The organism is Pseudomonas entomophila (assembly GCF_029478665.1).
In the GTDB taxonomy this organism is placed as follows: Bacteria; Pseudomonadota; Gammaproteobacteria; order Pseudomonadales; family Pseudomonadaceae; genus Aquipseudomonas; species Aquipseudomonas entomophila_F.
The window spans coordinates 23932-44380 of sequence record NZ_JARPQB010000045.1; the positions used below are offsets into that span (position 1 = coordinate 23932).

A 20449-nucleotide genomic window follows, 5' to 3' on the forward strand; every position below is an offset into this window, starting at 1 on the left:
TTCCTCGCTGAAGCGTTTTCCAAGCGATGACTACCCGACACACATCCGGTTCCAGGGCGCGTGGCGGGCACTTTCGCTTGCTTGCGAGGACTTTTCCGATGTCGACCGTTTCCAGCCTTGCCCAGGCGCTGCCGGCCTCCGCGCCCCAGGCCCTGTACGAATTCGCGGACTCGCCGCTGCTGCTGCGCCAGCAGCAACAGGAGTCCAATGCCCGCAGCTACCCCCGGCGTATCCCGCTGGCGCTCAAGCGCGCCCGGGGCATTCACGTGGAGGATGTCGAGGGCCGTCAGTTCATCGACTGCCTGGCCGGCGCCGGGACCTTGGCCCTGGGGCACAACCACCCGGTGGTGGTCGAGGCGATCCAGCGCGTGCTGGCCGATGAGCTGCCGCTGCACACCCTGGACCTGACCACGCCGGTCAAGGATCAGTTCGTCCAGGACCTGTTCGGCCTGCTGCCCGAACCCCTGCGCCGCGAGGCGAAGATCCAGTTCTGTGGCCCCACCGGCACCGATGCCGTGGAAGCGGCGCTCAAGCTGGTGCGCACCGCCACTGGGCGCAGCACCGTGCTGGCGTTCCAGGGCGGCTACCACGGCATGACCCAGGGCGCCCTGAGCCTGATGGGCAGCCTGGGGCCGAAGAAGCCGTTGGGGGCGTTGTTGAGCAATGGCGTGCAGTTCCTGCCGTACCCCTACGATTATCGTTGCCCGTTCGGCCTGGGCGGCGAGGCGGGCGTGCGTGCCAACCTGCACTACCTGGAGAACCTGCTGAACGACCCCGAGGCCGGCGTGGCCTTGCCGGCGGCGGTGATCGTCGAGGTGGTGCAGGGCGAGGGTGGCGTGATCCCGGCCGATATCGAATGGCTGCGCGGCCTGCGGCGGATCACCGAGCAGGCCGGCGTGGCACTGATCGTCGACGAGATCCAGAGTGGTTTCGCCCGTACCGGGAAAATGTTCGCCTTCGAGCATGCCGGGATCGTGCCGGACGTGGTCACGTTGTCCAAGGCCATCGGTGGCAGCCTGCCGCTGGCGGTGATGGTCTACCGCGACTGGTTGGACAAATGGTCGCCGGGTGCCCATGCGGGTACGTTCCGGGGCAACCAGATGGCCATGGCGGCGGGGTCGGCGGTGATGAACTACCTGGTTGAACACCGCCTCTGCGAGCATGCCGAAGCCATGGGGCAGCGACTGCGTGGGCACCTGCAGCACTTGCAGCGGGATTACCCGCAACTGGGGGATATCCGTGGGCGTGGGTTGATGCTCGGTGTCGAACTGGTCGATCCGGCAGGCGAGGTCGATGCGTTGGGCCATCCACCGGCTTGCAGGACATTGGCGCCCAAGGTGCAGCGTGAGTGCTTGCGGCGCGGGTTGATTCTTGAACTGGGCGGGCGGCATGGCGCGGTGGTGCGTTTCCTGCCGCCGCTGATCATCAGTGCCGAGCAGGTCGACGAGGTCGCCGGGCGGTTTGCCGAGGCCGTGGCTGCCGCGGTCGGCTGATTGCATGCAATCTGTAGGAGCCAGCCTTGCTGGCGAACGGCGGTGTTCCCGTTCGCCAGCAAGGCTGGCTCCTACAGGAAGGTGCATCAATCGAACGTGCGGCCGTCGCGCCAGTAGCCCATCAGTGTCAGGCTTTCCCGTGGCAGGCCGCGCTCCTTGATCAAGAAGCGGCGAATATCCATCACCGTCGCCGACTCGCCGGCGATCCAGGCGTAGAAATCGCTGCCTTCACCACTGGCCAGCTCCCAGAGAATACGCTGGTCGATATCCACATCCTCCAACTCCACCGAACCACTGGCGCGGACGCCGGGCAGGCTGGCCAGTTCGCGCACGGCATGGCGCATCGCCTGACCGTGGTCGCAGCGCAGCAGATCGCGGGGCAGCCAGTGCAGGCGGGTGGCAGGGCCGTGGCAAAGGGCAAGGCAGTCCTCTTCCAGCGGCACCTCGATGAACGCTTCCACGGGCAGGTCCGCGGCGTCCTGCGCCAAGTGCTCGAGGATGCCTGCAATGGCTGGCAGGGCGGTTTCGTCACCCACCAGCAGGATGCGTTGGGCACTGCGCGGCGGCTTCCACTCATACCCTCCAGGATCCTCCATATACGCCAGGTTCGGGGCGACCATCTGCAGGCGATCACCGACCCTGGCCTGGGTCGCCCAGGCCGACGCCGGCCCGTTCACCCCATGCAGCACGAAATCCACGTCCACCTCGCAGGCTTCACGGCGCAGGGCACGGATGGTGTAGGTGCGCATGGGGGGTGTGTCTTGAGGTGCAAGGTCGCGACGCGCCTGTTGCCACTGGCCATTCTTGGGCAGGCATGGCGGTTGCCCGGCGGGTGTCGGGAAGAACAGCTTGATGCGCTGGTCCGGGGCCAGGGTGTTCATCTGCGCCACCTCCGGGCCGCTGAAGATGAAGCGGCACAGGGATGGGGTCAGGGGCTCGATGGCTTTCAGGTCGACATCGAAGATCCGGTAGGGGGTCGCCTTGGTGGGGCGAATCAACCGGGAAAGCAGGGAGGTCATGGTCGTACCTCTGTCGGTAGGGGGTACTGATCAGACGAGTCCGCGCGGGCTTGAATTAGGCTTGCCCGGCTGGCGCTAAATTTTCCGCCCCAGCCTACGTCCTAGCTTGGATAGACACCGCAGCATGGCGGGAATGGACTGAGGCGCAATGACAATTTCTCGACGAGGATTCATCGCGGGCCTGGCCGTGGCGGGCGCCACGGGCACGGCTGCCTACTACGCGCACAAGAAGCTGACCCATGACCCGGAGGACGACATCGTCACGCCCGGCGAGGCGAGCGTCGAGCTGGCCGACTATTCCGGCCAAGTGCTGGCGGATCGCTTGCGTGGCGTTTGGGACCTGCGCCTCGAAGGCGCCGACGCCGGCATGGAGGGGTTGCCCGCCAAGGGCCTGGAGGTGTTTTTCGATGTGGCCACCAAGGGGCGTGGCCTGCGCGGTTACGTCGATACCGGTGAGCGTCTGCGCGGTGACGGGGAGCCGGCCTACCGCGTGCTGGGCGACCTGGTCGGCGCCAGCTCGGGTGAAGTGCGCTGGCGCCTGGTCGACACGCGCGGCCGCTCGGTCTACGAATGCGTGGCCAGCCTGGACGAGGTGTGGGGCCGTTTCGCCAATGCCGGCACGGGCACCTTGAGCGGGCGCTTGCAGCGCCTGGACCGCCCGTTGACCATGCCCCTGCTGGACAACCGCTTCGTCGCGGTCAAGCGCCTGTTCCCCGAGGCCCGCGAGCGCATCGTCTACAACCCGCAGATGCAGGCCTGGGTGATCGGTGCCGAGCACCGGTTGTTCCACCAGCTGTGGCACGCGACCCGGGACAAATGGCATCGCCTGTCGGACCAGAAACAGAATGCCCTGCGCGGCCTGGGCTGGCAGCCCGGCCCAAGGGATCGCGAGCGTGACGCCCGTGGCCCGCGCAAGCACCGCAATGGTTCCGGCATCGACTTCCTGTTCATGCACCGGCACATGCTGATGTACGCGCGTACCTTGCAGGATTTGCCTTCCTGGCCGCGCTTTCCGCTGCCGCAACCCAATGTCGAGTTCGATCGCCAGGGCTTTGCCCGTTACCACGACAACCACGATGGCTATTGCGTGCCGCCGGCCTGGCAGGCGCCGGGCGACGATGCCTATGGCCAGTGGGTATCGGCAATCAAGGCGAACGAGACGTTTTGCGGCAACTTCCAGGTCTGGGAGTCGCAGTACCAGGACCCGGTGTACCTGTCGAAGCTGTCGCTGGGGGCGTTCGGTTCCGAGCTGGAGATGACCCTGCACGACTGGTTGCACATGTGCTGGGCGTCGGTGCCGCGCGATCCGAACAATGCCGCGCCCGTGCCGTTTGCCCGCGACCAGGCGGACTTCGCCGCGCGCTGGTTCGGGCCTGAGAATGACTTCCTCGGCGACCCGTTCTCGTCCCATGTAAACCCGGTGTTCTGGGGCTTCCACGGCTGGATCGACGACCGTATCGACGACTGGTTCCGTGCTCACGAGCGCTATCACCCAGGCCAGGTACGCCGGCAGGAGGTCAATGGCGTGCCCTGGTTCGCGCCGGGGCGCTGGGTGGAGGTCGACGACCCTTGGCTGGGGCCGGACACCCATGGTTGCAGCACCCAGCCCGGCATGCGCCCGGGCAAGTCGGTGGAGATGGACGTCGAGACCATGAAGCTGGCTTTGCGCATCACCTTTGGCGAGGACGACAAGATCGACGGGTTCCTGCGCAAGGTGCCGCAGCGGCCTTGGTATGCGCGCCACCTGTCGATGAAGAACATCCTTTCCTGAGGGCCCATTCGCCGGCAAGCCGGCTCCTACAGATCCCCGTAGGCGCCGGCTTGCCGGCGAACATCGGTAGCCCGGCTGTGCAAGAGGGCGATGCCCTCACAGAGGGGCGCTGCGGATTCTCACGCCTTCGGCGCCTGCCATCCTCCCCCCAGCGCCTTGTACAACGCCACGCTCCCCTGTAGTCGCGCCAGGCGCAGTTGTGCCTGCTGATCCTGTGCCAGGTAGAGCGTGCGCTGGGTCTCGAGGACTGTCAGCAGGGTCTCGGCCCCGGCTGCATAGCGTCGTTGGGCCAGGTCGAAGGCCAGGCGCGCCTGCTCCACTTCCTGATCCTGCCACTGGCGCTGGCGCTCTACGCCACCGATGGCGTTCAGGGCTTTTTCCACATCGGCGAAGCCCGCCAGGATGCTGGTTCGGTACGTCTCAAGCAGCGCTTCTTGTTCGGCGCGGGCCAGGTCACGGGCCGCGCTCAACCGGCCATTGTTGAAGATGGGCGCGGTGAGGCCGGCGGTGAGGGTGTAGTACGGGCTGTCGCCGAGGTTGGCGAAGGTGCGTGCGCCGCTGCCAAGGGTCGCCCCTAGCACCAGGCGCGGCAGCATGGCGGCCCTGGCCACTTGGACGTTGGCGCTGGCCGCCGCCAGGCGCGCCTCGGCGGCGGCGATGTCCGGGCGTCGCCCGAGCAGTTCGCTGGGCACGCCGCTGCCGATGCCGGGCCAGCGCAGCGCGTCGATCGTCTCGGCACTGGTGGGCAGGGCTTGCACCGGATCACCCAGCAGTGTGGCCAGGGTCACCCGGTTGTCCTGACGGCGTTGCTCGAGCAGCGGGACCTGGCGTTCCTGGGCTGCCACCAGGCTGCGTTGCTGGGCCAGCTCCAGGCGTGTGGCCGAGCCCGAGCGTTCACGGGCCTCGACCAGCCCGAGTACATCCCGGGCGTTTTCCAAGTTAAGGCGGGCGATGCGCAGTTGCTCCTCCAGGGCCAGGCCCTGCAAGTAACTGTCGGCCACGGCACCGACCAGTGTCAGCTCCACGGTCTGGCGATCGAAACGGCTGGCGTCGAGGTTGCGCAGGGCACTGTCACGGGCAGCGCGCAGGCCGCCCCAGAAATCGATTTCGTAACTGGCGCTTAACCGAGCACCGAACGAGGTGCTGGTGCGCTCGCGGCTGCTGGCGTCGAGCTGGTCGTTGCCTTCGCCACGCAACAAGCGCTGGCGGGAGCCATCCAGGCCTGACTGCACTTCGGGCAACAGTGGTGCCCCGGCGATCACCGCGCTGGCCTGGGCCTGGCGCACCCGCGCCGCTGCGGCGGCAAGGTCGTGGCTGTTCTGGCGGGCGCGCTCGACCAGGCGATCCAGTTCGGCACTGGCGAACGCCTGCCACCATTGCTGATCCGGCAAGGGCTGCGTCGGGTCGGTCATGCCTTGCCAGGTAGGCGGAGCGTCGATGCCCGTCGCAGGTGGCGGTGGAGTGCTGCAGGCGGCGAGGCAAAGGCTGAGGCTCAGCAGGCTGATACGGCTGGGAATTGTCATGGGCTATTCGCTGGTAAGGGCTTTGACCGGGTCGAGGCGGGCGGCCTTGCGCGCCGGCATGAAGCCGAACACCACGCCGGTGATCACCGCGCAGGCGAAGGCGCCGAGGATGGCGGGCAGGGCGAAGGCCACGGCGATGTCGGCCAGCAGCAAGCCGCCGCCAACGAGCAGGGCGATGCCGATGCCAGTGACGCCGCCGACCATCGACAGCATCACCGCCTCGGTGAGGAACTGGCGCAGGATGTCGCGCTGACGGGCGCCGGTGGCCATGCGGATGCCGATCTCGCGGGTGCGTTCACGCACGGTCATGAGCATGATGTTCATCACCCCGATGCCGCCGACCAGCAGCGAGATCGCGGCGATCGCCCCGAGCATCAGCGACAGGCTGTTCTGGGTGCGGGCCTCGGCCTGGATCAGCGCGGCGTCGTTGGTCAGTTCGAAGTCGTGCTTGCCCTGGTGGCGCTGGCGCAGCAGGCGGTCGATGGCGGCTTCGGTCTCGTTCACCCGGCGCGAATCGATGGCGGCGATGGCCACGTATTCCGGGTCTTGGCTGCCAAACAGACGAATGGAGGCGGCGGAGTAGGGCACGACGATGCGCTCGTCGCTGTCCTCGCTGCCGGAACTGGCGCCCTTGGCCGCGAGGATGCCGACCACCTGGAACGGCACGTTGCCGATCAGCAGGTACTGCCCCAGCGGGTTGCTGCCTTCGCCGAACATCTTGTTGCGCACCTTCTGGCCGATTACCGCCACTGCCGCGCCGCTGGCTTCGTCGGCCTCGCTGAAGAACGTGCCTTCGACCACCGGCCAGTTGAAGATGGCGGGGAACCAGGTGTTGTTACCGCCGACATAGAAGCGTTGGCTGCTATTGCCCTGGCGAACCATCAACTGGCCACCGATCACCGGCATGACATGCAGGACTTGTGGCAGTTCGCCGATGGCCGCGACATCGTCGAGGGTGACGATGCCGCCTGGCTCCTGCGTGGTGGCACGCTTGCCGTTGAGGTAGAGAATGTTGGAGCCGAACGCCGCCATCTGCGCCATCACCTGGCGCTTGCTGCCTTCACCCACCGCCAGCATGACCACCACCGAGGCCACGCCGATGATGATGCCGAGCAGGGTCAGGGCGGTGCGGAAGCGGTTGATCCACATGACCCGCCAGGCGGCCTGCAGGGCTTCGATCATCTCGCCTTTCCAGGCGCCCTCGAGGTTGGCGCCGCGGTCCAGGCGCTGGCGCAGGTCGTTGGCCTGCAATTGCTCGGGTCGCGTCGGCGCGGGTTGCGCGGCGGCCGAATCGCTGACCATCTGGCCGTCGCGGATCTCGATGATGCGTTGCGCGCGCGCCGCCACTTCACGGTCGTGGGTAATGAGGATGATCACGTGGCCCTGGCTGGCCAGTTCGTCGAGCAGGGTCATGACCTCGGCGCCACTGTGGCTGTCCAGGGCGCCGGTGGGTTCGTCGGCGAGAATGATATGGCCGCCGTTCATCAAGGCCCGGGCAATCGACACGCGCTGTTGCTGGCCGCCGGAAAGCTGGTGCGGGCGGTTGCCGGTGCGGCTGGCCAGGCCCAGGCGCTCGAGCAGGCCGAGGGCGCGAGCGTGGCGCTCGGCGGGTGGCGTGCCGGCGTAGATGGCCGGCATCTCGACGTTCTCCTGGGCCGAGCCCGAGGGGATCAGGTGGTAGCCCTGGAACACGAAGCCGAACGCCTCGCGGCGCAGCCAGGCCAGTTCGTCGCTGTCCAGCTCCGCCACATCGCGGCCGGCGAAACGGTAGCTGCCGGACGTAGGGCGGTCGAGGCAGCCGAGGATGTTCATCAGCGTGGACTTGCCGGAGCCCGAGGCGCCGACGATGGCGACGAATTCGCCGGGGTGGATGCTCAGGCTGATGCCACGCAGCACTTCCACCTTGGGCGAATCGATACCGCCATATGCCTTGCGGATATCGCTCAGCTCGATCAGGGGGGCACTCATGTCAGCCTCCGCTGGCGGTAGGCGCGCCGATGACCAGGCGTTCGCCTTCGCGCAGGCCGTCGAGGATCTGCACGCGCAGCCGGTCGCTCAGCCCGGTGCGCACCTGGCGCGCCTCGACCTTGCCGTCGGCGTTCAGCACCTGGGCCAGGCGCAGTTCGCTGCCGGGCGTTTCGTCGAGTGCCGCCAGCGGGGCACTGAGCACCTGGCTGGCCTGGCCGGCAACGAAGAACACCTGGGTGGTCATTTCGGCCATCAGGGCGCCGTCGGGGTTCTCGACATCCAGCAGCACGGTGTATTGCACCACCTTGCTGGCGCTGGTGCCGGCCGTGGCGCTGGCCGGGCTGCCGCTGCCCTGGCTGGACTGCTCCAGTGGCTTGGGCGGGATCGGCAGGATCTGCCTGACGGTGCTGCTCCAGCGCCGCTTGCCGCCGGCCAGTGTCGTGAAGTAGGCGGTCATTCCGGGTTTGACCTTGCCGATGTCCGCCTCGGAGACCTGGGCCCAGACGGTCATCGGCGACAGTCTGGCGATGCGCAGGATCAAGGGCGTCTGCTGCTGGGCGTTGAGGGTTTGCCCCTCGCGGGCGTCCACCGCCACCACGGTGCCGTCCATTGGGGCATAGATGCGGGTGTAGCCCAACTCCGCCTCGTCGCTGCGCAGGCTGGCCTGGGCCTGGCGGATCTGGGCCTGGTACATGTCGATACGCGCCTGGGTCACTTTCAGCTGTGCCTGGGCTGCCTGCAGGTCTTCCTGGCGTGTGGCGCCGGCGGCGGCCAGGTCGTGCTGGCGCTGGTACTGCTGTTGGGCGAGGACGAACTGGGCGCGTTGCTCGGCGAGCTGGGCCTTGAGGTTTTCGATCGAGAAGCGTCCGGCGTCCAGCTTGGCCTGCTGCGTGGAGGGGTCGATCTCGACCAGCAACTGGCCTTGGCGCACTTCATCGCCGGCTTCCACATGCAGCTTGCGGATCTGTCCGGACGCCTGGGCGCCGACATCGACATAGCGCCGGGGTTGCAGGGTGCCCAATGCCGTGACGCTGCTTTCGATGTCGGCGCGGGTCACCGGCACGGTGCTGACGGGGGCGCCGCCGAAGGGCAGGGCCTTCCAGGCCAGCAGGCTGCCCAGGCCGAGCAGGCCCAGTGTGGCGCAGACCAGGCGGCGGGTGTTGGATGTGCGAGTCATGCGGACTTCCAGCCGGAGGGAGTGGCCGAGGACGGCAGGGGCACGTTCCCGGGGGTGCCAGTTAAACGAATGCCGGGCAGGGCGATTTAACGGCGGTGGTGGCTGAACTCCGTGTTGCTGAGAATAATTATAATTTGTAAGATCGCACGTTGATATCATCCAGACCCGCGCCCTGCAGGTCAGTGCGTGTGCAGGGAAACGCCAGGTGCCGTCGTGGAACATTACTATCGCGAATTGGTGAGCTTCCTTTCCGCACGCCTGGGCAATCGCCAGGCCGCGGAGGATGTCGCCCATGACGCCTACCTGCGGGTGCTGGAGCGTAGCGCAGGCGAGCAGATCGAACATCCGCGCGCTTTCCTCTACCGCACGGCCCTGAACCTGGTGGTCGATCGCCATCGCCGTCAGCAGATCCGCCAGGCCGAGCCGCTGGAAATACTCGACAGCGACGAGCGCTGGCACAGCCCGGCCCCTGTACAGGGCATGCAGCTCGACCAGCGTCTGGCCTTGATGCAGCGCGCCCTGAATGAGTTGAGTGTGCAATGCCGCGACAGCTTCCTGCTGCGCAAGATCGACGGTCTGTCCCACCAGCAGATCGCCGAGCGCCTGGGTATCTCTCGCAGCCTGGTGGAAAAGCACATCGTCAATGCCATGAAGCACTGCCGCGTGCGCATGCGTCTCTGGGAATCCTGAACAGCCCGTGAAGCACGGGTGAAAATTTCCTGTAGTGGCAACTTGATTTCTGGATGTTTCAAGGCAACTATCAATAAAGACCCCGCTCAGGCGCTGCGCCTGACGTTTGCCTTCACGGGCGCAGTTCGGTCATGGAGCCTCATTCATAACCTTGCTGGCTGGGCCCGGACGATGCCGAACAAGACCTTGCGCATCCTCATCGCGGATGAGCACCCCGACCAGCGGCTGCAGCTGGAGAAACTGCTCAATGGCCTGGGCTACTACCGCATCGCCCCGGTGGAGAGCTTCGACGACCTGCAGCGTCTGGTGCACAGTGCCCTGCAGCCGTTCAATCTGCTGGTCGGCAACATCGAGCTGGCCAGCCACGCGGGTGTCGACCTGGCGCGTTTCTGCCGGGTCAGTGCGCAGATCCAGCATGCCTTGCTCTACCACTCCCTGAAACTGAAGATTCCTGCCGTGCCGGCGGGCGAGCGCCAGGCCGTGAGCATCAGCCTGCCCGGTGTGCCCGACAACCAAGCCATGGAAACCTTCATGGCGATTATCGACATGCCGCTACGGGTGGGTGAGATACCATTGCCGCCGAGCCTGGCCGGTGGCAACGGTTACCCCAAGCGCCGAATGAACTTCGCCCAGACAGTGTTTGGCCGTCCGTCCTGAGCCATCCTGCGGTTCCATGCCCTCGGCATTTGCTATCCTCTGGCCTTTTGCCAAGTTTCGGAACCTGTCATGACTGCCATCGATACCGCCCGTGCGCCCCGGTTCAGCCGCGGCGACCACCGGACCCTGGGCCTGGCGGCGCTGGGCGGAGCCCTGGAAATCTATGATTTCATCATCTTCGTGTTCTTCGCCCTGACCCTCAGCCAGCTGTTCTTTCCGCCCGAGATGCCGGAGTGGCTGCGCCTGCTGCAGAGTTTCGGAATCTTTGTCACGGGTTACCTGGCGCGGCCGCTGGGCGGGATCCTGATGGCCCACTTCGCCGATCATCTGGGGCGCAAGCGGGTGTTCAGCCTGAGCATCCTGATGATGGCGCTGCCCTGCCTGCTGATCGGCGTGATGCCCACCTACGCCGACATCGGTTATGCCGCGCCGCTGATCCTGCTGGCGCTGCGTATCCTCCAGGGCGCCGCCGTGGGTGGCGAGGTACCCAGCGCCTGGACCTTCGTCGCCGAGCATGCTCCGGCTGGACGGCGCGGCTATGCGCTGGGCTTCCTGCAAGCCGGGCTGACCTTCGGTTACCTGCTGGGGGCACTGACGGCGACCTTGCTGGCGCAGCTCTACACGCCCCAGGAAATTCTCGATTACGCCTGGCGTTATCCGTTCCTGCTGGGTGGCGTGTTCGGTGTGATCGGTGTCTGGCTGCGCCGCTGGCTCAGCGAGACACCGGTGTTCCTGGCCCTGCGCGAGCGTCAGGCGCGTCCGGTGGCATTCCCGTTACGCAAGGTGTTGGGCGAGCATCGCCGGTCGTTGATCCCCGCGGCGCTGCTGACCTGCGTGCTGACGTCGGCGGTGGTGGTGCTGGTGGTGATCACCCCGACGGTGATGCAGCAGCGTTTCGGCATGAGCGCCGGGCACACCTTCGCCCTCAGCAGCGTGGGTATCGTCTTCCTTAATGTCGGTTGCGTGCTGGCTGGTTTGCTGGTCGACCGTATCGGCGCCTGGCGTGCGCTGATGATCTACAGCCTGCTGCTGCCGCTGGGGATTGCTGCGCTCTATGCCAGCCTGGTGGAGCAGTGGGGTGTGACCTGGCTGGCCTATGCCCTGGCCGGGTTGTCCTGTGGCGTGGTGGGGGTGGTGCCGTCGGTGATGGTCGGGTTGTTCCCGGCTGAAATTCGGGTGTCGGGGATTTCTTTCACCTACAACGTCGCTTATGCGCTGTGGGCGAGCACCACGCCGCTGGCTTTGATTGCGCTGATGCCGTGGAGCCCGTGGGTGTGTGTCGGTTTTTGTCTTGCCATGGGCGTGGTGGGGTTGCTGACGGCGTTGTATTTCGGGCGTCGGGAACCGTTGGTGTTCGGTGCGGAGTCGATGCCGATCATGTGTGGTGACAAATGAGGCCGTAAGGGTGGTGTAGGGCTGAGGGCCGGGTTCTGCTCGGCATGCGACGAAGCAATCATGACGGTGCCGGTGGCCCGACGAGTGAACGCTGAAATGCGCGCATTCAATCAACGCGTCAATGCCATGGCTGTAGACCCCGGTTTCATTGCCACTGTTCGCCGGAAATTCGGCCTCGATCAGCGTGAAGCCGGTGAGATTTTTGGCGGCGGCGTCAATGCCTTTTCCCGTTACGAGAACGGCAAGACCAAGCCACCACTGGCCTTGATCAAAATGTTCAAACTGCTCGATCGACATCCAGGGTTGTTCGAGGAGGTCAAGGCTGCCTGACATATCGGGGGTCGTCGGTTGTCCTACGCAATTGACTGAAATGTTGAATGCTTGCAGTTCCGTTCGCCTGCAGCATCCCTCAGCGAAGAGCGCGTAGTTTCGACTGATCGTGGACGGAGCCTTCCGTTCATACAGTCAGGAGACGCTTTTCATGTCCAGTTTCAATATTGTCTGGATGACGCAGGCCGAGCTGCCGGCGCTTCCACCGCAAATGTTTTTTTCCGCTTCGGATCACTCAGAATCAGCCCCCAGCGCTAAAGCCATGACACCGGTTATCCGCTGGGGGCGCAGCCTGGCGTGTGTGTTGGAACCCTTGCGCCACCACGATCAAGCCTGGGTCGTGGTTTATGGTGATGGCAAGCAGCTTACCGGCGTGCACCCTCTACATGACTTTCGTCATATCAGCGATATAAAGGTGGCTGCCAATAACCACGCCTTTCACTTGATCGATCGTTCGAGACGTGAGCAGACGGTCGAGTTCACGCTGCTGGAATCGCTGGACGGGAGTGCTGGCGGGGACGCGCCCGTGAACGGGCTGCCCAGTGGAATCCCCTTCGCGTTGACCAATGGACATGACTTCCTGATGGCAGATCAGGAGGGTGTCTGCATGGCGGTCAACCCGGACCCCAAGGCGATGCTGTGGACCTTCAAGGATGGCCAGTTGGTCAATGTCACTACGGGGCAGGTGCTGGGGCTGGGGGTATGTGGCAAGGTGGTTGCCGCGCAAGATGACCGTTGGTGCCTGTCTGCTTCCGGTGAGCTCCTCTATGGCGACGGAACCCGTACGTTACATAGTGCGCAGACCTCGAATGAGGTCTGGCTTCAACAACCTGGCGTCGAACAGCCATCCGATAGCTGGCGAGTGCAGTTGCCGCAAACTCCCAAGCGTGGGCGGTCCCCCAGCATGGCCGTCAACAAGCTGATCGTGCGCCTCTCGGTCTCAGATGCTTTCAGCGCCGGAACGGGCGATAGCATTTCCTTTTCGATCAATGGCGGCCAGTACCGTCAGCCACTGGCCGCCAATTTTGAGCGCGGGGCGCACTTCACCGTCGAAGTCGACCTGGCGAAGATGTTCCAGAGCCAAGTGATCTATGCCGATGAGCTGCACACGGTCGAACTCTATCAGGCCAGTGCTGGTGGGTATGGGCCGGCCTGGAAGATGCAGTTGCTGGGGCTTGAGGTCAATGGTGAGCTGGGCAACCGTGTGATGGGCAGCGACAACCGCTGGATCGAGGCGAAGAAAGGTGTGGCATGGCAGGGCAGGGTGAACTGGCTGGACTGGCACACAGCTGATTCCAGGGTGCCGCTGGATTTTTCCGGCTACACCTATCCAGTACAGTTGCAACAATGGTTGATCGATGTGCTGAAGTGGCGCAGCTATCAGCCTGAAACCATCGAAGGTGTCTGCCAGCTGATTGGTGAGGAGAGGGGGCAGGTACTGGCCTATGAACTCAAGAGTGGCAGGTTGGTTCACTTGCGGCCCAATGGTCCCGAGGACTCTTACACTTGGGTCTATACCCCGCAGAAAAGCATCCTCGTCAAGTACTGGGACCAATCCCTGGATCGCTCGGGCTATACCAGGCACAGTCAGTTAGGTGGTGGTCAGCCGGTGGTATGTGCGGGTGAGATGCGGATCGACAGAATGACCACCAGCAATGCGGTGAGCGACATCCTGGGTCTGGTCAACGATGCCTCGGGTCATTACAAGCCGGATGGTGGGCAGTGCCTTGGGCATGTCCTCGAGCGGCTTGAACAACTAGGGTTGGACACCACGGATACCAAGGTTATGTACAAGTCATGAAGCCGGAGCCCCGGACATGAAAAAGCCCCCCGGCCTCACGGGCCAGGGGGCTTCTTGTTGCCATCAGGACGACGCTTACATGTTCGGGTAGTTCGGCCCACCCGCGCCTTCAGGGGTGACCCAGGTGATGTTCTGGGCTGGGTCCTTGATGTCGCAGGTCTTGCAGTGCACGCAGTTCTGCGCGTTGATCTGGAAGCGCTTGTTGCCGTCTTCCTGGGTGACCACTTCGTACACGCCGGCCGGGCAGTAACGCTGTGCCGGTTCGTCGTACAGCGGCAGGTTGCTGGCGATCGGGATGCTCGGGTCGGTCAGCTTCAGGTGGCAGGGCTGTTCCTCTTCATGGTTGGTGCTGGAGAGGAATACCGAGCTGAGCTTGTCGAAGCTGAGCTTGCCGTCCGGTTTCGGGTAGTCGATCTTTTTCGAGTCCGCCGCCAGCTTCAGGCAGGCGTAGTCCGGCTTGGTGTCATGCAGGGTGAACGGCAGCTTGCCGCCGAACCAGTTCTGGTCGACGTAGTTGAACGCGCCGCCGAACAGCGGGCCGAACTTGTGCAGGGCCGGACCGAAGTTACGGCTGGCGAACAGTTCTTCATGCAGCCAACTGGCCTTGAAGGCGCTGACATAGCCATTGAGCTGGTCGCCACCCTCGCTGCCGGCGATCAGTGCGTCGGCCACCGCTTCGGCGGCGAGCATGCCGGACTTCATCGCGGTGTGGCTGCCCTTGATCTTGGAGAAGTTCAGGGTGCCCAGGTCGCAACCAATCAGTGCGCCGCCATTGAACACCATCTTGGGTAGCGAGTTCAGGCCGCCCTTGCAGATGGCACGGGCACCGTAGCTGATGCGCTTGCCGCCTTCGAGGTACTGGGCCATCACCGGGTGGTGCTTGAGGCGCTGGAACTCGTCGAACGGCGACAGGTACGGGTTGGCGTAGGAGAGGTCGACGATCAGGCCGACCACCACCTGGTTGTTCTCCAGGTGATAGAGGAACGAACCACCGGTGTTGTCCTTGCTGATCACGTCCAGCGGCCAGCCGGCGGTGTGCACCACCAGGCCTTGCTCGTGCTTGGCCGGGTCGATTTCCCAGATTTCCTTGAGGCCGATACCGTAGTGCTGGACGTCGGACTCATTGTCCAGGTCGAAGCGCTTGATCAGCTGCTTGCCGATATGGCCACGGCAGCCTTCGGCGAACAGGGTGTACTTGGCGCGCAGCTCCATGCCCGGGGTGTACAGGCCGTCCTTCGGGTGGCCTTCGCGGTCGACACCCAGGTCGCCGGTGACGATGCCGCGGACTACGCCGTTTTCATCGAACAGCGCCTCTTGCGCGGCGAAGCCCGGGTAGATCTCCACGCCCAGGTTCTCGGCCTGCTGGGCCAGCCAGCGGCACAGGTTGCCCAGGGAGATGATGTAGTTGCCCTGGTTGTGCATGGTCTTGGGCACGAACAGGTCGGGGACCTTGGTCGAGCTGCCGGCATCCTTGAGCACATAGATGTCGTCGCGCTTCACTTCGGTGTTCAGCGGCGCGCCAAGTTCTTTCCAGTCTGGGAACAGTTCGTTCAGGGCGCGGGGTTCGAACACCGCGCCGGAGAGGATGTGGGCGCCGACTTCGGAGCCTTTCTCGACCACGCAGACGCTGATCTCGCTACCGGCTTCGGCGGCCTTCTGCTTCAGGCGGCAGGCGGCGGACAGGCCCGCCGGGCCTGCGCCGACGATGACCACGTCGAATTCCATGTATTCGCGTTCCACTGGTTCTCTCCTACTCAAGGCTCATCGCTGTTGCTTGTCTTATGGGTGCTTGACGGTCATGCACGGCGTGCGGCTGCTGTAGCTTCGTGGATGACGGACTACACCGTCTTGTCTTGGCCGCGCATTATATCTACACCACTTGGCGGGTCCAATACAAACGTTTGTTTGAATTTGCCGGAGCCCAGTAAAATCAAAGGTACGCGGCTGGAGGGTGGCCAATTTGCCGTATTGACCGGATTGGGTGTTACGGTCAAGATACGAGCGCTTTTACGCTCGCCGTAGGCTGACCGTCGGGCGCAGGTGCACCCCTAAAGACCAGGCGTGGAGCAGGGTTTGCGGGCCGAATCAGGCTTTGTAGTGGAGTCTACACGCCACGACAGAAAATGACCCGAGGGTTTTCGAACCCAAGGTCGCGACAGGACTGATCGGTCACTTGAAATTTTCCCGCCCCGGAACGTTTTTAGAGGTGCCCTTGTACCCACGCGCATTCGCCGGGCAGCCCCCAGGCGATCTTCTTTTCACCGGAGAGTAACGAGGAATCCATGAAGGTTCTTGTAGCTGTCAAACGAGTGGTCGACTACAACGTCAAGGTTCGCGTCAAGGCGGACAACTCCGGCGTTGACCTTGCAAACGTCAAGATGTCCATGAACCCCTTCTGCGAAATCGCCGTGGAAGAAGCCGTCCGCCTGAAAGAGAAGGGCGTGGCGAGCGAAATCGTCGTCGTCAGCATCGGCCCGACCGCTGCGCAGGAACAACTGCGTACCGCCCTGGCCCTGGGTGCCGACCGCGCCATCCTGGTCGAAGCCGCTGACGAACTGAGCTCCCTGGCCGTGGCCAAGGCGCTGAAAGCCGTTGTCGATAAAGAGCAGCCACAGCTGGTCATCCTCGGCAAGCAAGCCATCGACAGTGACAACAACCAGACCGGCCAGATGCTGGCGGCGCTGACTGGCTACGCCCAGGGTACCTTCGCCTCCAAGGTCGAAGTCGCCGGTGACAAGGTCAACGTCACCCGTGAAATCGATGGCGGCCTGCAGACCGTTGCGCTGAACCTGCCAGCCATCGTCACCACCGACCTGCGCCTGAACGAGCCACGCTACGCGTCGCTGCCGAACATCATGAAGGCCAAGAAGAAGCCGCTGGAGACCGTCACTCCAGACGCGCTGGGCGTTTCCCTCGCCTCCACCAGCAAGACCCTCAAGGTCGAAGCGCCTGCCGCCCGCAGCGCGGGTATCAAGGTCAAGTCGGTGGCCGAACTGGTCGAGAAGCTGAAGAACGAAGCGAAGGTAATCTAAATGACTATCCTGGTTGTCGCTGAACACGAAAACGGTGCCGTAGCTCCGGCCACCCTGAACACTGTCGCTGCCGCCGCCAAGATTGGTGGTGATGTGCACGTGCTGGTCGCTGGCCAGAACGTCGGTGGCGTCGCCGAATCCGCCGCCAAGATCGCCGGCGTGGCCAAAGTGCTGGTCGCGGACAACGCGGCCTACGCCCACGCCCTGCCGGAAAACGTCGCGCCGTTGGTAACCGAGCTGGCCAAGGGTTACAGCCACGTGCTGGCTCCGGCCACCACCAACGGCAAGAACATCCTGCCGCGCGTCGCCGCGCTGCTGGATGTCGACCAGATCTCCGAGATCATCGCGGTCGAATCCGCCGACACCTTCAAGCGCCCGATCTACGCCGGCAACGCCATTGCCACCGTGCAATCGAGCGCCGCGGTCAAGGTCATCACCGTGCGTACCACCGGCTTTGACGCCGTGGCCGCCGAAGGTGGTTCGGCCGCGGTCGAAGCGGTCGCTGCCGCTCACGATGCCGGCAAGTCGGCCTTCGTCAACGAAGAGCTGGCCAAGTCCGACCGCCCTGAGCTGACCGCCGCCAAGATCGTCGTTTCCGGTGGCCGCGGCATGGGCAACGGTGACAACTTCAAGCACCTGTACGCCCTGGCAGACAAGCTCGGCGCCGCAGTCGGCGCCTCGCGCGCCGCGGTCGATGCCGGCTTCGTGCCGAACGACATGCAGGTCGGCCAGACCGGCAAGATCGTCGCGCCACAACTGTACATCGCCGTCGGTATTTCCGGCGCGATCCAGCACCTGGCCGGCATGAAGGACTCGAAAGTGATCGTCGCGATCAACAAGGACGAGGAGGCGCCGATCTTCCAGGTAGCCGACTACGGCCTGGTCGCCGACCTGTTCGAAGCGGTTCCGGAGCTGGAAAAGCTGGTCTGATCCGGCGGCTTCACTTATAAAGAAGCCCGGCCCTCATCATGAGGGCCGGGCTTTTTTTATGGATGCAAGGAGTGTTTCATGGCGTTGCGCTCGAGCAAGGGGATGCTGGCCTGTGCGCTGGCGCTGCTATCGACCTCGGTGTGGGCGGTGGGCAAATGCGAGCGTCTGGTGGCCACGGGCAGCCCGGATGCGCCGCCATATTCCTGGCAGGACCCGAGCGATCCGAAGCACCTGATCGGCGCCAACGTCGACTTGCTGCGCCAGGCTGCGAGCGAGCTGGGGGTGAAGGTGGAGGTACTGCATGCCGGTCGGCGTGACCAGGCGCTGGAGGAAGTGCGCAGCGGGCGCATGGACCTGCTGCTCGACACGCCCATGCAGGTCGCCCAACTGACAGCCTTGGACTATATCCACCCGGCGTTGCAGCTCAATGAATACCTGGTGTGGACGCGGCATGACGCGACGCTGACGTTCGAAGGGCCAGCGGACTTGGCGCATTATCGGGGCAGCTTATCGGAAAAGGCCCGGTTGACCCCGGCTTTCGAGGCGTTCGCCAAGGCTCAGCTGAAGCTGGAGCCAGCGCAGAATCTCACCCAGGCATTCCAGAAGCTGGTGCTCGGCCAGGTCGACTATGTATTGGCGGGCCGGTACTCGGGCATGGCCATGGCCCAGAGCCTGGGCGTGGGTAAAGACTTGGTCGCCCGTGGCCTGCCAGTAGACCGCCCAGGCCTGTATCTGGCGGTGTCGCACAACTCGGCCTGCAACGACAGCTGGTTGCGCGGACAACTGGCGAAAAAACTGACAGAATTGCCGATCTCCGGGGCGACCGAGGCCGTGCTGCAGCGCAATGTCGAGCGCTGGAAGGCACAGATGCAGGCGCCGCTGGACGCCCCTAAACAGTAGGAAGATTGCGTGAGAATCCAACCTCTTATTCTTGCCCTGGTCGTGTTCGGCCTGGCCGGCTGCGCCAACGACCCGGCGCCCCATGAGCAACTGCGTCTTTCCGAGCAGGCATTGGAACAGGCCAAGGCAGTCGGTGCCACTGACCAGGTGCCTGAGTACAAACTGGCCGAAGACAAGCTGGCGCGGGCCAAGGCCAACATGGCCACCGACAGCTACCGGGATGCGCGCATGCGCGCCGAGCAGGCTGAGCTGGACGCGCGTCTGGCCGAGGCTCGTGTGCTGACCCAGAAGAGCGAGGAGCAGTTGCAGGTGATGCAGTCGCGGATCAAGCGTTTGCGCAAGCAGCTGGAGGTGCAGCCATGAACCGTCTGAAGCCCATGGCTGCGCTGGCCTTGCTGGCGCTGGTCGGACTGCAGGGCTGCGCCAGTCAGCGCAGCGAGTCGGCGCTGGATGACGCCAGCACAGCGTTCCAGAAGGTCAAGGACGATTCCAATGTACTGCGCAGCGCACCGCGCGATGTGATTCGCGCAGGTGAGTCGCTGGGGCGTGCGGAGCGCCTGGCCGGTTATATCGGCACGGGCAGCGACGTGCGTCACTATGCCTACCTGAGCCAGCGCTACAGCGAAATTGCCGGTGAGCATGCCAAGCTGGCGCTGAACCAGGAGCGCCTGGCCAAGCTCGACCTCGAGCGCCAGCGTCTGCAGTTGGGCTTGCGCGAAGCCAAGCTCGCCAGTGTTCAGCAGCAGGGCAAATGGGTCGAGGCGCAGATTGTTGCGCTGGCATCCGAACAGACTGACCGTGGCTTGGTGATGACCCTCGGTGATGTGCTGTTCGACACGGGGGAGGCGGATCTGAAGAACTCTGCCAGCCGAACCGTGCTCAAGCTGGTGCAGTTCCTGCAGCTCAATCCGCGTCGGGTGGTGCGTATCGAGGGTTACACCGACAGCACTGGCAACCCGGAAGATAATCTCAAGCTGTCCCGTGATCGTGCTCAGTCGGTTGCCGACATGCTGGTCGACCTTGGGGTCGACGAGAAGCGTATCCAGGTTGAGGGGTATGGCGACCAGTATCCGGTGGAGGCCAATGCCTCGGAGCGGGGCAGGGCGCAGAACCGTCGGGTCGAGATCGTCTTCTCCGATGACAAGGGCAAGCTCGCTCCGGCGCGTTGAACTTAGTCTTTTCATTCGCGGGCAAGCCCGCTCCCACAGGACGTGCATAGTTCCTGTGGGGGCGGGCTTGCCCGCGAATGGGCCGGAATGACCAATAGATAACTACTAGTCTGACAACTAACTTCAAATTTCTTGATCTTGATCTTGATCTTGATCTTGATCTTGATCTTGATCTTGATCTTGATCTTGATCTTGCTTTTAAGTGCGCGATATTTCAGGCGCCGCCAAATGCGACTTCAGGAGGCCGAACGTAGGACTTGCGTAGCGGGGCGACGGGCATGGATGCCCGTCGAGCACTGATGGGCCATGGATGGCCCTTCAGTGCGTCCACGCGGGAGCAAGGCCGGAGTGAGGGAACCCCGGAGCGAAGCGTAGGGGCCGTATGAATGGAGCCAGCGGTTTTTGCCTTCTTTTGCCCGCGTGCAAAAGAAGGTCGCCGTAAAGGCGAAAAGGTGAGTCAGCGCCGCCATCGCGAATGGATATGTTCACGAATTTCAATGCCAATACTTTGAAAGTCAAAGTCAAAGTTAAGTGGGTATCTATAGATATAAGCATATCCATTTACGATAGCGACTCGAAGTCACCTTTCCGCCC

The 20449-nt window shown here is 64.0% G+C and carries 16 protein-coding genes and 1 pseudogene; 12 read left to right on the forward strand and 5 right to left on the reverse strand.

Translation table 11 applies throughout. From position 1 onward, the window contains the following. The first annotated feature begins 98 nt into the window (after nucleotides 1–98). Complete coding sequence (locus P5705_RS20585) at nucleotides 99–1493, forward strand: aspartate aminotransferase family protein (protein ID WP_277462758.1); 1395 nt, start codon at nucleotides 99–101, stop codon at nucleotides 1491–1493. Nucleotides 1494–1579: 86 nt separating this feature from the next. On the opposite strand, the gene P5705_RS20590 is transcribed toward P5705_RS20585, so the two are convergent. Beyond that, nucleotides 1580–2512 carry a siderophore-interacting protein gene (locus P5705_RS20590; protein ID WP_277462759.1) on the reverse strand — a complete coding sequence of 311 codons (933 nt, stop codon included), beginning with the start codon at nucleotides 2510–2512 and terminating at the stop codon, nucleotides 1580–1582. 148 nt (nucleotides 2513–2660) lie between these two features. On the opposite strand from P5705_RS20590, the gene P5705_RS20595 reads away from it, so the two are divergent. Next, on the forward strand, nucleotides 2661–4283 hold the full coding sequence (locus tag P5705_RS20595; RefSeq protein ID WP_277462760.1) for a twin-arginine translocation signal domain-containing protein: 1623 nt from the start codon (nucleotides 2661–2663) through the stop codon (nucleotides 4281–4283). 119 nt (nucleotides 4284–4402) lie between these two features. Here the strand turns inward: P5705_RS20595 and P5705_RS20600 are convergent, their stop codons facing one another. From P5705_RS20600 to P5705_RS20610, 3 genes are read right to left on the reverse strand one after another with little or no spacing between them, the layout of a single operon-like run. Then, nucleotides 4403–5806, reverse strand: coding sequence for an efflux transporter outer membrane subunit (locus P5705_RS20600; protein ID WP_277462761.1), 1404 nt, complete (start codon nucleotides 5804–5806; stop codon nucleotides 4403–4405). 3 nt (nucleotides 5807–5809) lie between these two features. Then, the gene (locus P5705_RS20605) at nucleotides 5810–7774 is read right to left on the reverse strand and encodes a MacB family efflux pump subunit (protein ID WP_277462762.1); all 1965 of its coding nucleotides are present in this window, start codon (nucleotides 7772–7774) and stop codon (nucleotides 5810–5812) included. 1 nt (nucleotide 7775) lies between these two features. Next, complete coding sequence (locus P5705_RS20610) at nucleotides 7776–8951, reverse strand: efflux RND transporter periplasmic adaptor subunit (RefSeq protein WP_277462763.1); 1176 nt, start codon at nucleotides 8949–8951, stop codon at nucleotides 7776–7778. A 213-nt stretch (nucleotides 8952–9164) separates the two neighbouring features. Here P5705_RS20610 and P5705_RS20615 point away from each other — a divergent pair, with 213 nt between their 5' ends. The 5 genes and pseudogenes from P5705_RS20615 to P5705_RS20635 all read left to right on the forward strand — a co-directional run bounded on the left by P5705_RS20615 (nucleotide 9165) and on the right by P5705_RS20635 (nucleotide 13824). Next, complete coding sequence (locus P5705_RS20615; protein WP_277462764.1) at nucleotides 9165–9641, forward strand: sigma-70 family RNA polymerase sigma factor; 477 nt, start codon at nucleotides 9165–9167, stop codon at nucleotides 9639–9641. 171 nt (nucleotides 9642–9812) lie between these two features. Further along, nucleotides 9813–10298, forward strand: coding sequence for a histidine kinase (locus P5705_RS20620; RefSeq protein ID WP_277462765.1), 486 nt, complete (start codon nucleotides 9813–9815; stop codon nucleotides 10296–10298). A gap of 69 nt (nucleotides 10299–10367) precedes the next feature. Further along, nucleotides 10368–11693: an MFS transporter gene (locus P5705_RS20625; protein ID WP_277462766.1), complete on the forward strand. Its 1326-nt coding sequence runs from the start codon at nucleotides 10368–10370 to the stop codon at nucleotides 11691–11693. Between the two features lie 18 nt (nucleotides 11694–11711). Next, nucleotides 11712–12023: pseudogene (locus tag P5705_RS20630) on the forward strand (type II TA system antitoxin MqsA family protein); the annotation flags it as partial. A 151-nt stretch (nucleotides 12024–12174) separates the two neighbouring features. Beyond that, nucleotides 12175–13824, forward strand: a complete 1650-nt coding sequence (locus P5705_RS20635; protein WP_277462767.1) for a hypothetical protein — start codon at nucleotides 12175–12177, stop codon at nucleotides 13822–13824. Between the two features lie 75 nt (nucleotides 13825–13899). Here the strand turns inward: P5705_RS20635 and P5705_RS20640 are convergent, their stop codons facing one another. Then, nucleotides 13900–15564, reverse strand: coding sequence for an electron transfer flavoprotein-ubiquinone oxidoreductase (locus P5705_RS20640; protein WP_277462768.1), 1665 nt, complete (start codon nucleotides 15562–15564; stop codon nucleotides 13900–13902). Nucleotides 15565–16106: 542 nt separating this feature from the next. Here P5705_RS20640 and P5705_RS20645 point away from each other — a divergent pair. The 5 genes from P5705_RS20645 (at nucleotide 16107) to P5705_RS20665 (ending at nucleotide 19855) form a co-directional block, all read left to right on the forward strand. Further along, on the forward strand, nucleotides 16107–16856 hold the full coding sequence (locus P5705_RS20645) for an electron transfer flavoprotein subunit beta/FixA family protein (RefSeq protein ID WP_011534765.1): 750 nt from the start codon (nucleotides 16107–16109) through the stop codon (nucleotides 16854–16856). Beyond that, nucleotides 16857–17786, forward strand: coding sequence for an electron transfer flavoprotein subunit alpha/FixB family protein (locus P5705_RS20650; protein WP_277462769.1), 930 nt, complete (start codon nucleotides 16857–16859; stop codon nucleotides 17784–17786). Between the two features lie 78 nt (nucleotides 17787–17864). After that, the gene (locus tag P5705_RS20655) at nucleotides 17865–18686 is read left to right on the forward strand and encodes a substrate-binding periplasmic protein (protein ID WP_277462770.1); all 822 of its coding nucleotides are present in this window, start codon (nucleotides 17865–17867) and stop codon (nucleotides 18684–18686) included. 9 nt (nucleotides 18687–18695) lie between these two features. Beyond that, on the forward strand, nucleotides 18696–19049 hold the full coding sequence (locus tag P5705_RS20660; protein WP_277462771.1) for a DUF4398 domain-containing protein: 354 nt from the start codon (nucleotides 18696–18698) through the stop codon (nucleotides 19047–19049). Next, entirely contained in the window at nucleotides 19046–19855 is an 810-nt protein-coding gene (locus tag P5705_RS20665; protein WP_213657604.1) for an OmpA family protein, read from the forward strand. The genes P5705_RS20660 and P5705_RS20665 overlap by 4 nt, the downstream gene beginning before the upstream one ends. Nucleotides 19856–20449 lie beyond the last annotated feature (594 nt).

What these genes read in the sequence shown, in the direction of transcription:
- P5705_RS20610 (WP_277462763.1), bottom strand. Translation starts at nt 8,951, where the DNA reads ATGACTCGCACATCCAACACCCGCCGCCTGGTCTGCGCCACACTGGGC.
- P5705_RS20645 (WP_011534765.1), top strand. Translation starts at nt 16,107, where the DNA reads ATGAAGGTTCTTGTAGCTGTCAAACGAGTGGTCGACTACAACGTCAAG.
- P5705_RS20585 (WP_277462758.1), top strand. Translation starts at nt 99, where the DNA reads ATGTCGACCGTTTCCAGCCTTGCCCAGGCGCTGCCGGCCTCCGCGCCC.
- P5705_RS20635 (WP_277462767.1), top strand. Translation starts at nt 12,175, where the DNA reads ATGTCCAGTTTCAATATTGTCTGGATGACGCAGGCCGAGCTGCCGGCG.
- P5705_RS20605 (WP_277462762.1), bottom strand. Translation starts at nt 7,774, where the DNA reads ATGAGTGCCCCCCTGATCGAGCTGAGCGATATCCGCAAGGCATATGGC.
- P5705_RS20600 (WP_277462761.1), bottom strand. Translation starts at nt 5,806, where the DNA reads ATGACAATTCCCAGCCGTATCAGCCTGCTGAGCCTCAGCCTTTGCCTC.
- P5705_RS20590 (WP_277462759.1), bottom strand. Translation starts at nt 2,512, where the DNA reads ATGACCTCCCTGCTTTCCCGGTTGATTCGCCCCACCAAGGCGACCCCC.
- P5705_RS20650 (WP_277462769.1), top strand. Translation starts at nt 16,857, where the DNA reads ATGACTATCCTGGTTGTCGCTGAACACGAAAACGGTGCCGTAGCTCCG.
- P5705_RS20655 (WP_277462770.1), top strand. Translation starts at nt 17,865, where the DNA reads ATGGCGTTGCGCTCGAGCAAGGGGATGCTGGCCTGTGCGCTGGCGCTG.
- P5705_RS20625 (WP_277462766.1), top strand. Translation starts at nt 10,368, where the DNA reads ATGACTGCCATCGATACCGCCCGTGCGCCCCGGTTCAGCCGCGGCGAC.
- P5705_RS20620 (WP_277462765.1), top strand. Translation starts at nt 9,813, where the DNA reads ATGCCGAACAAGACCTTGCGCATCCTCATCGCGGATGAGCACCCCGAC.
- P5705_RS20595 (WP_277462760.1), top strand. Translation starts at nt 2,661, where the DNA reads ATGACAATTTCTCGACGAGGATTCATCGCGGGCCTGGCCGTGGCGGGC.
- P5705_RS20665 (WP_213657604.1), top strand. Translation starts at nt 19,046, where the DNA reads ATGAACCGTCTGAAGCCCATGGCTGCGCTGGCCTTGCTGGCGCTGGTC.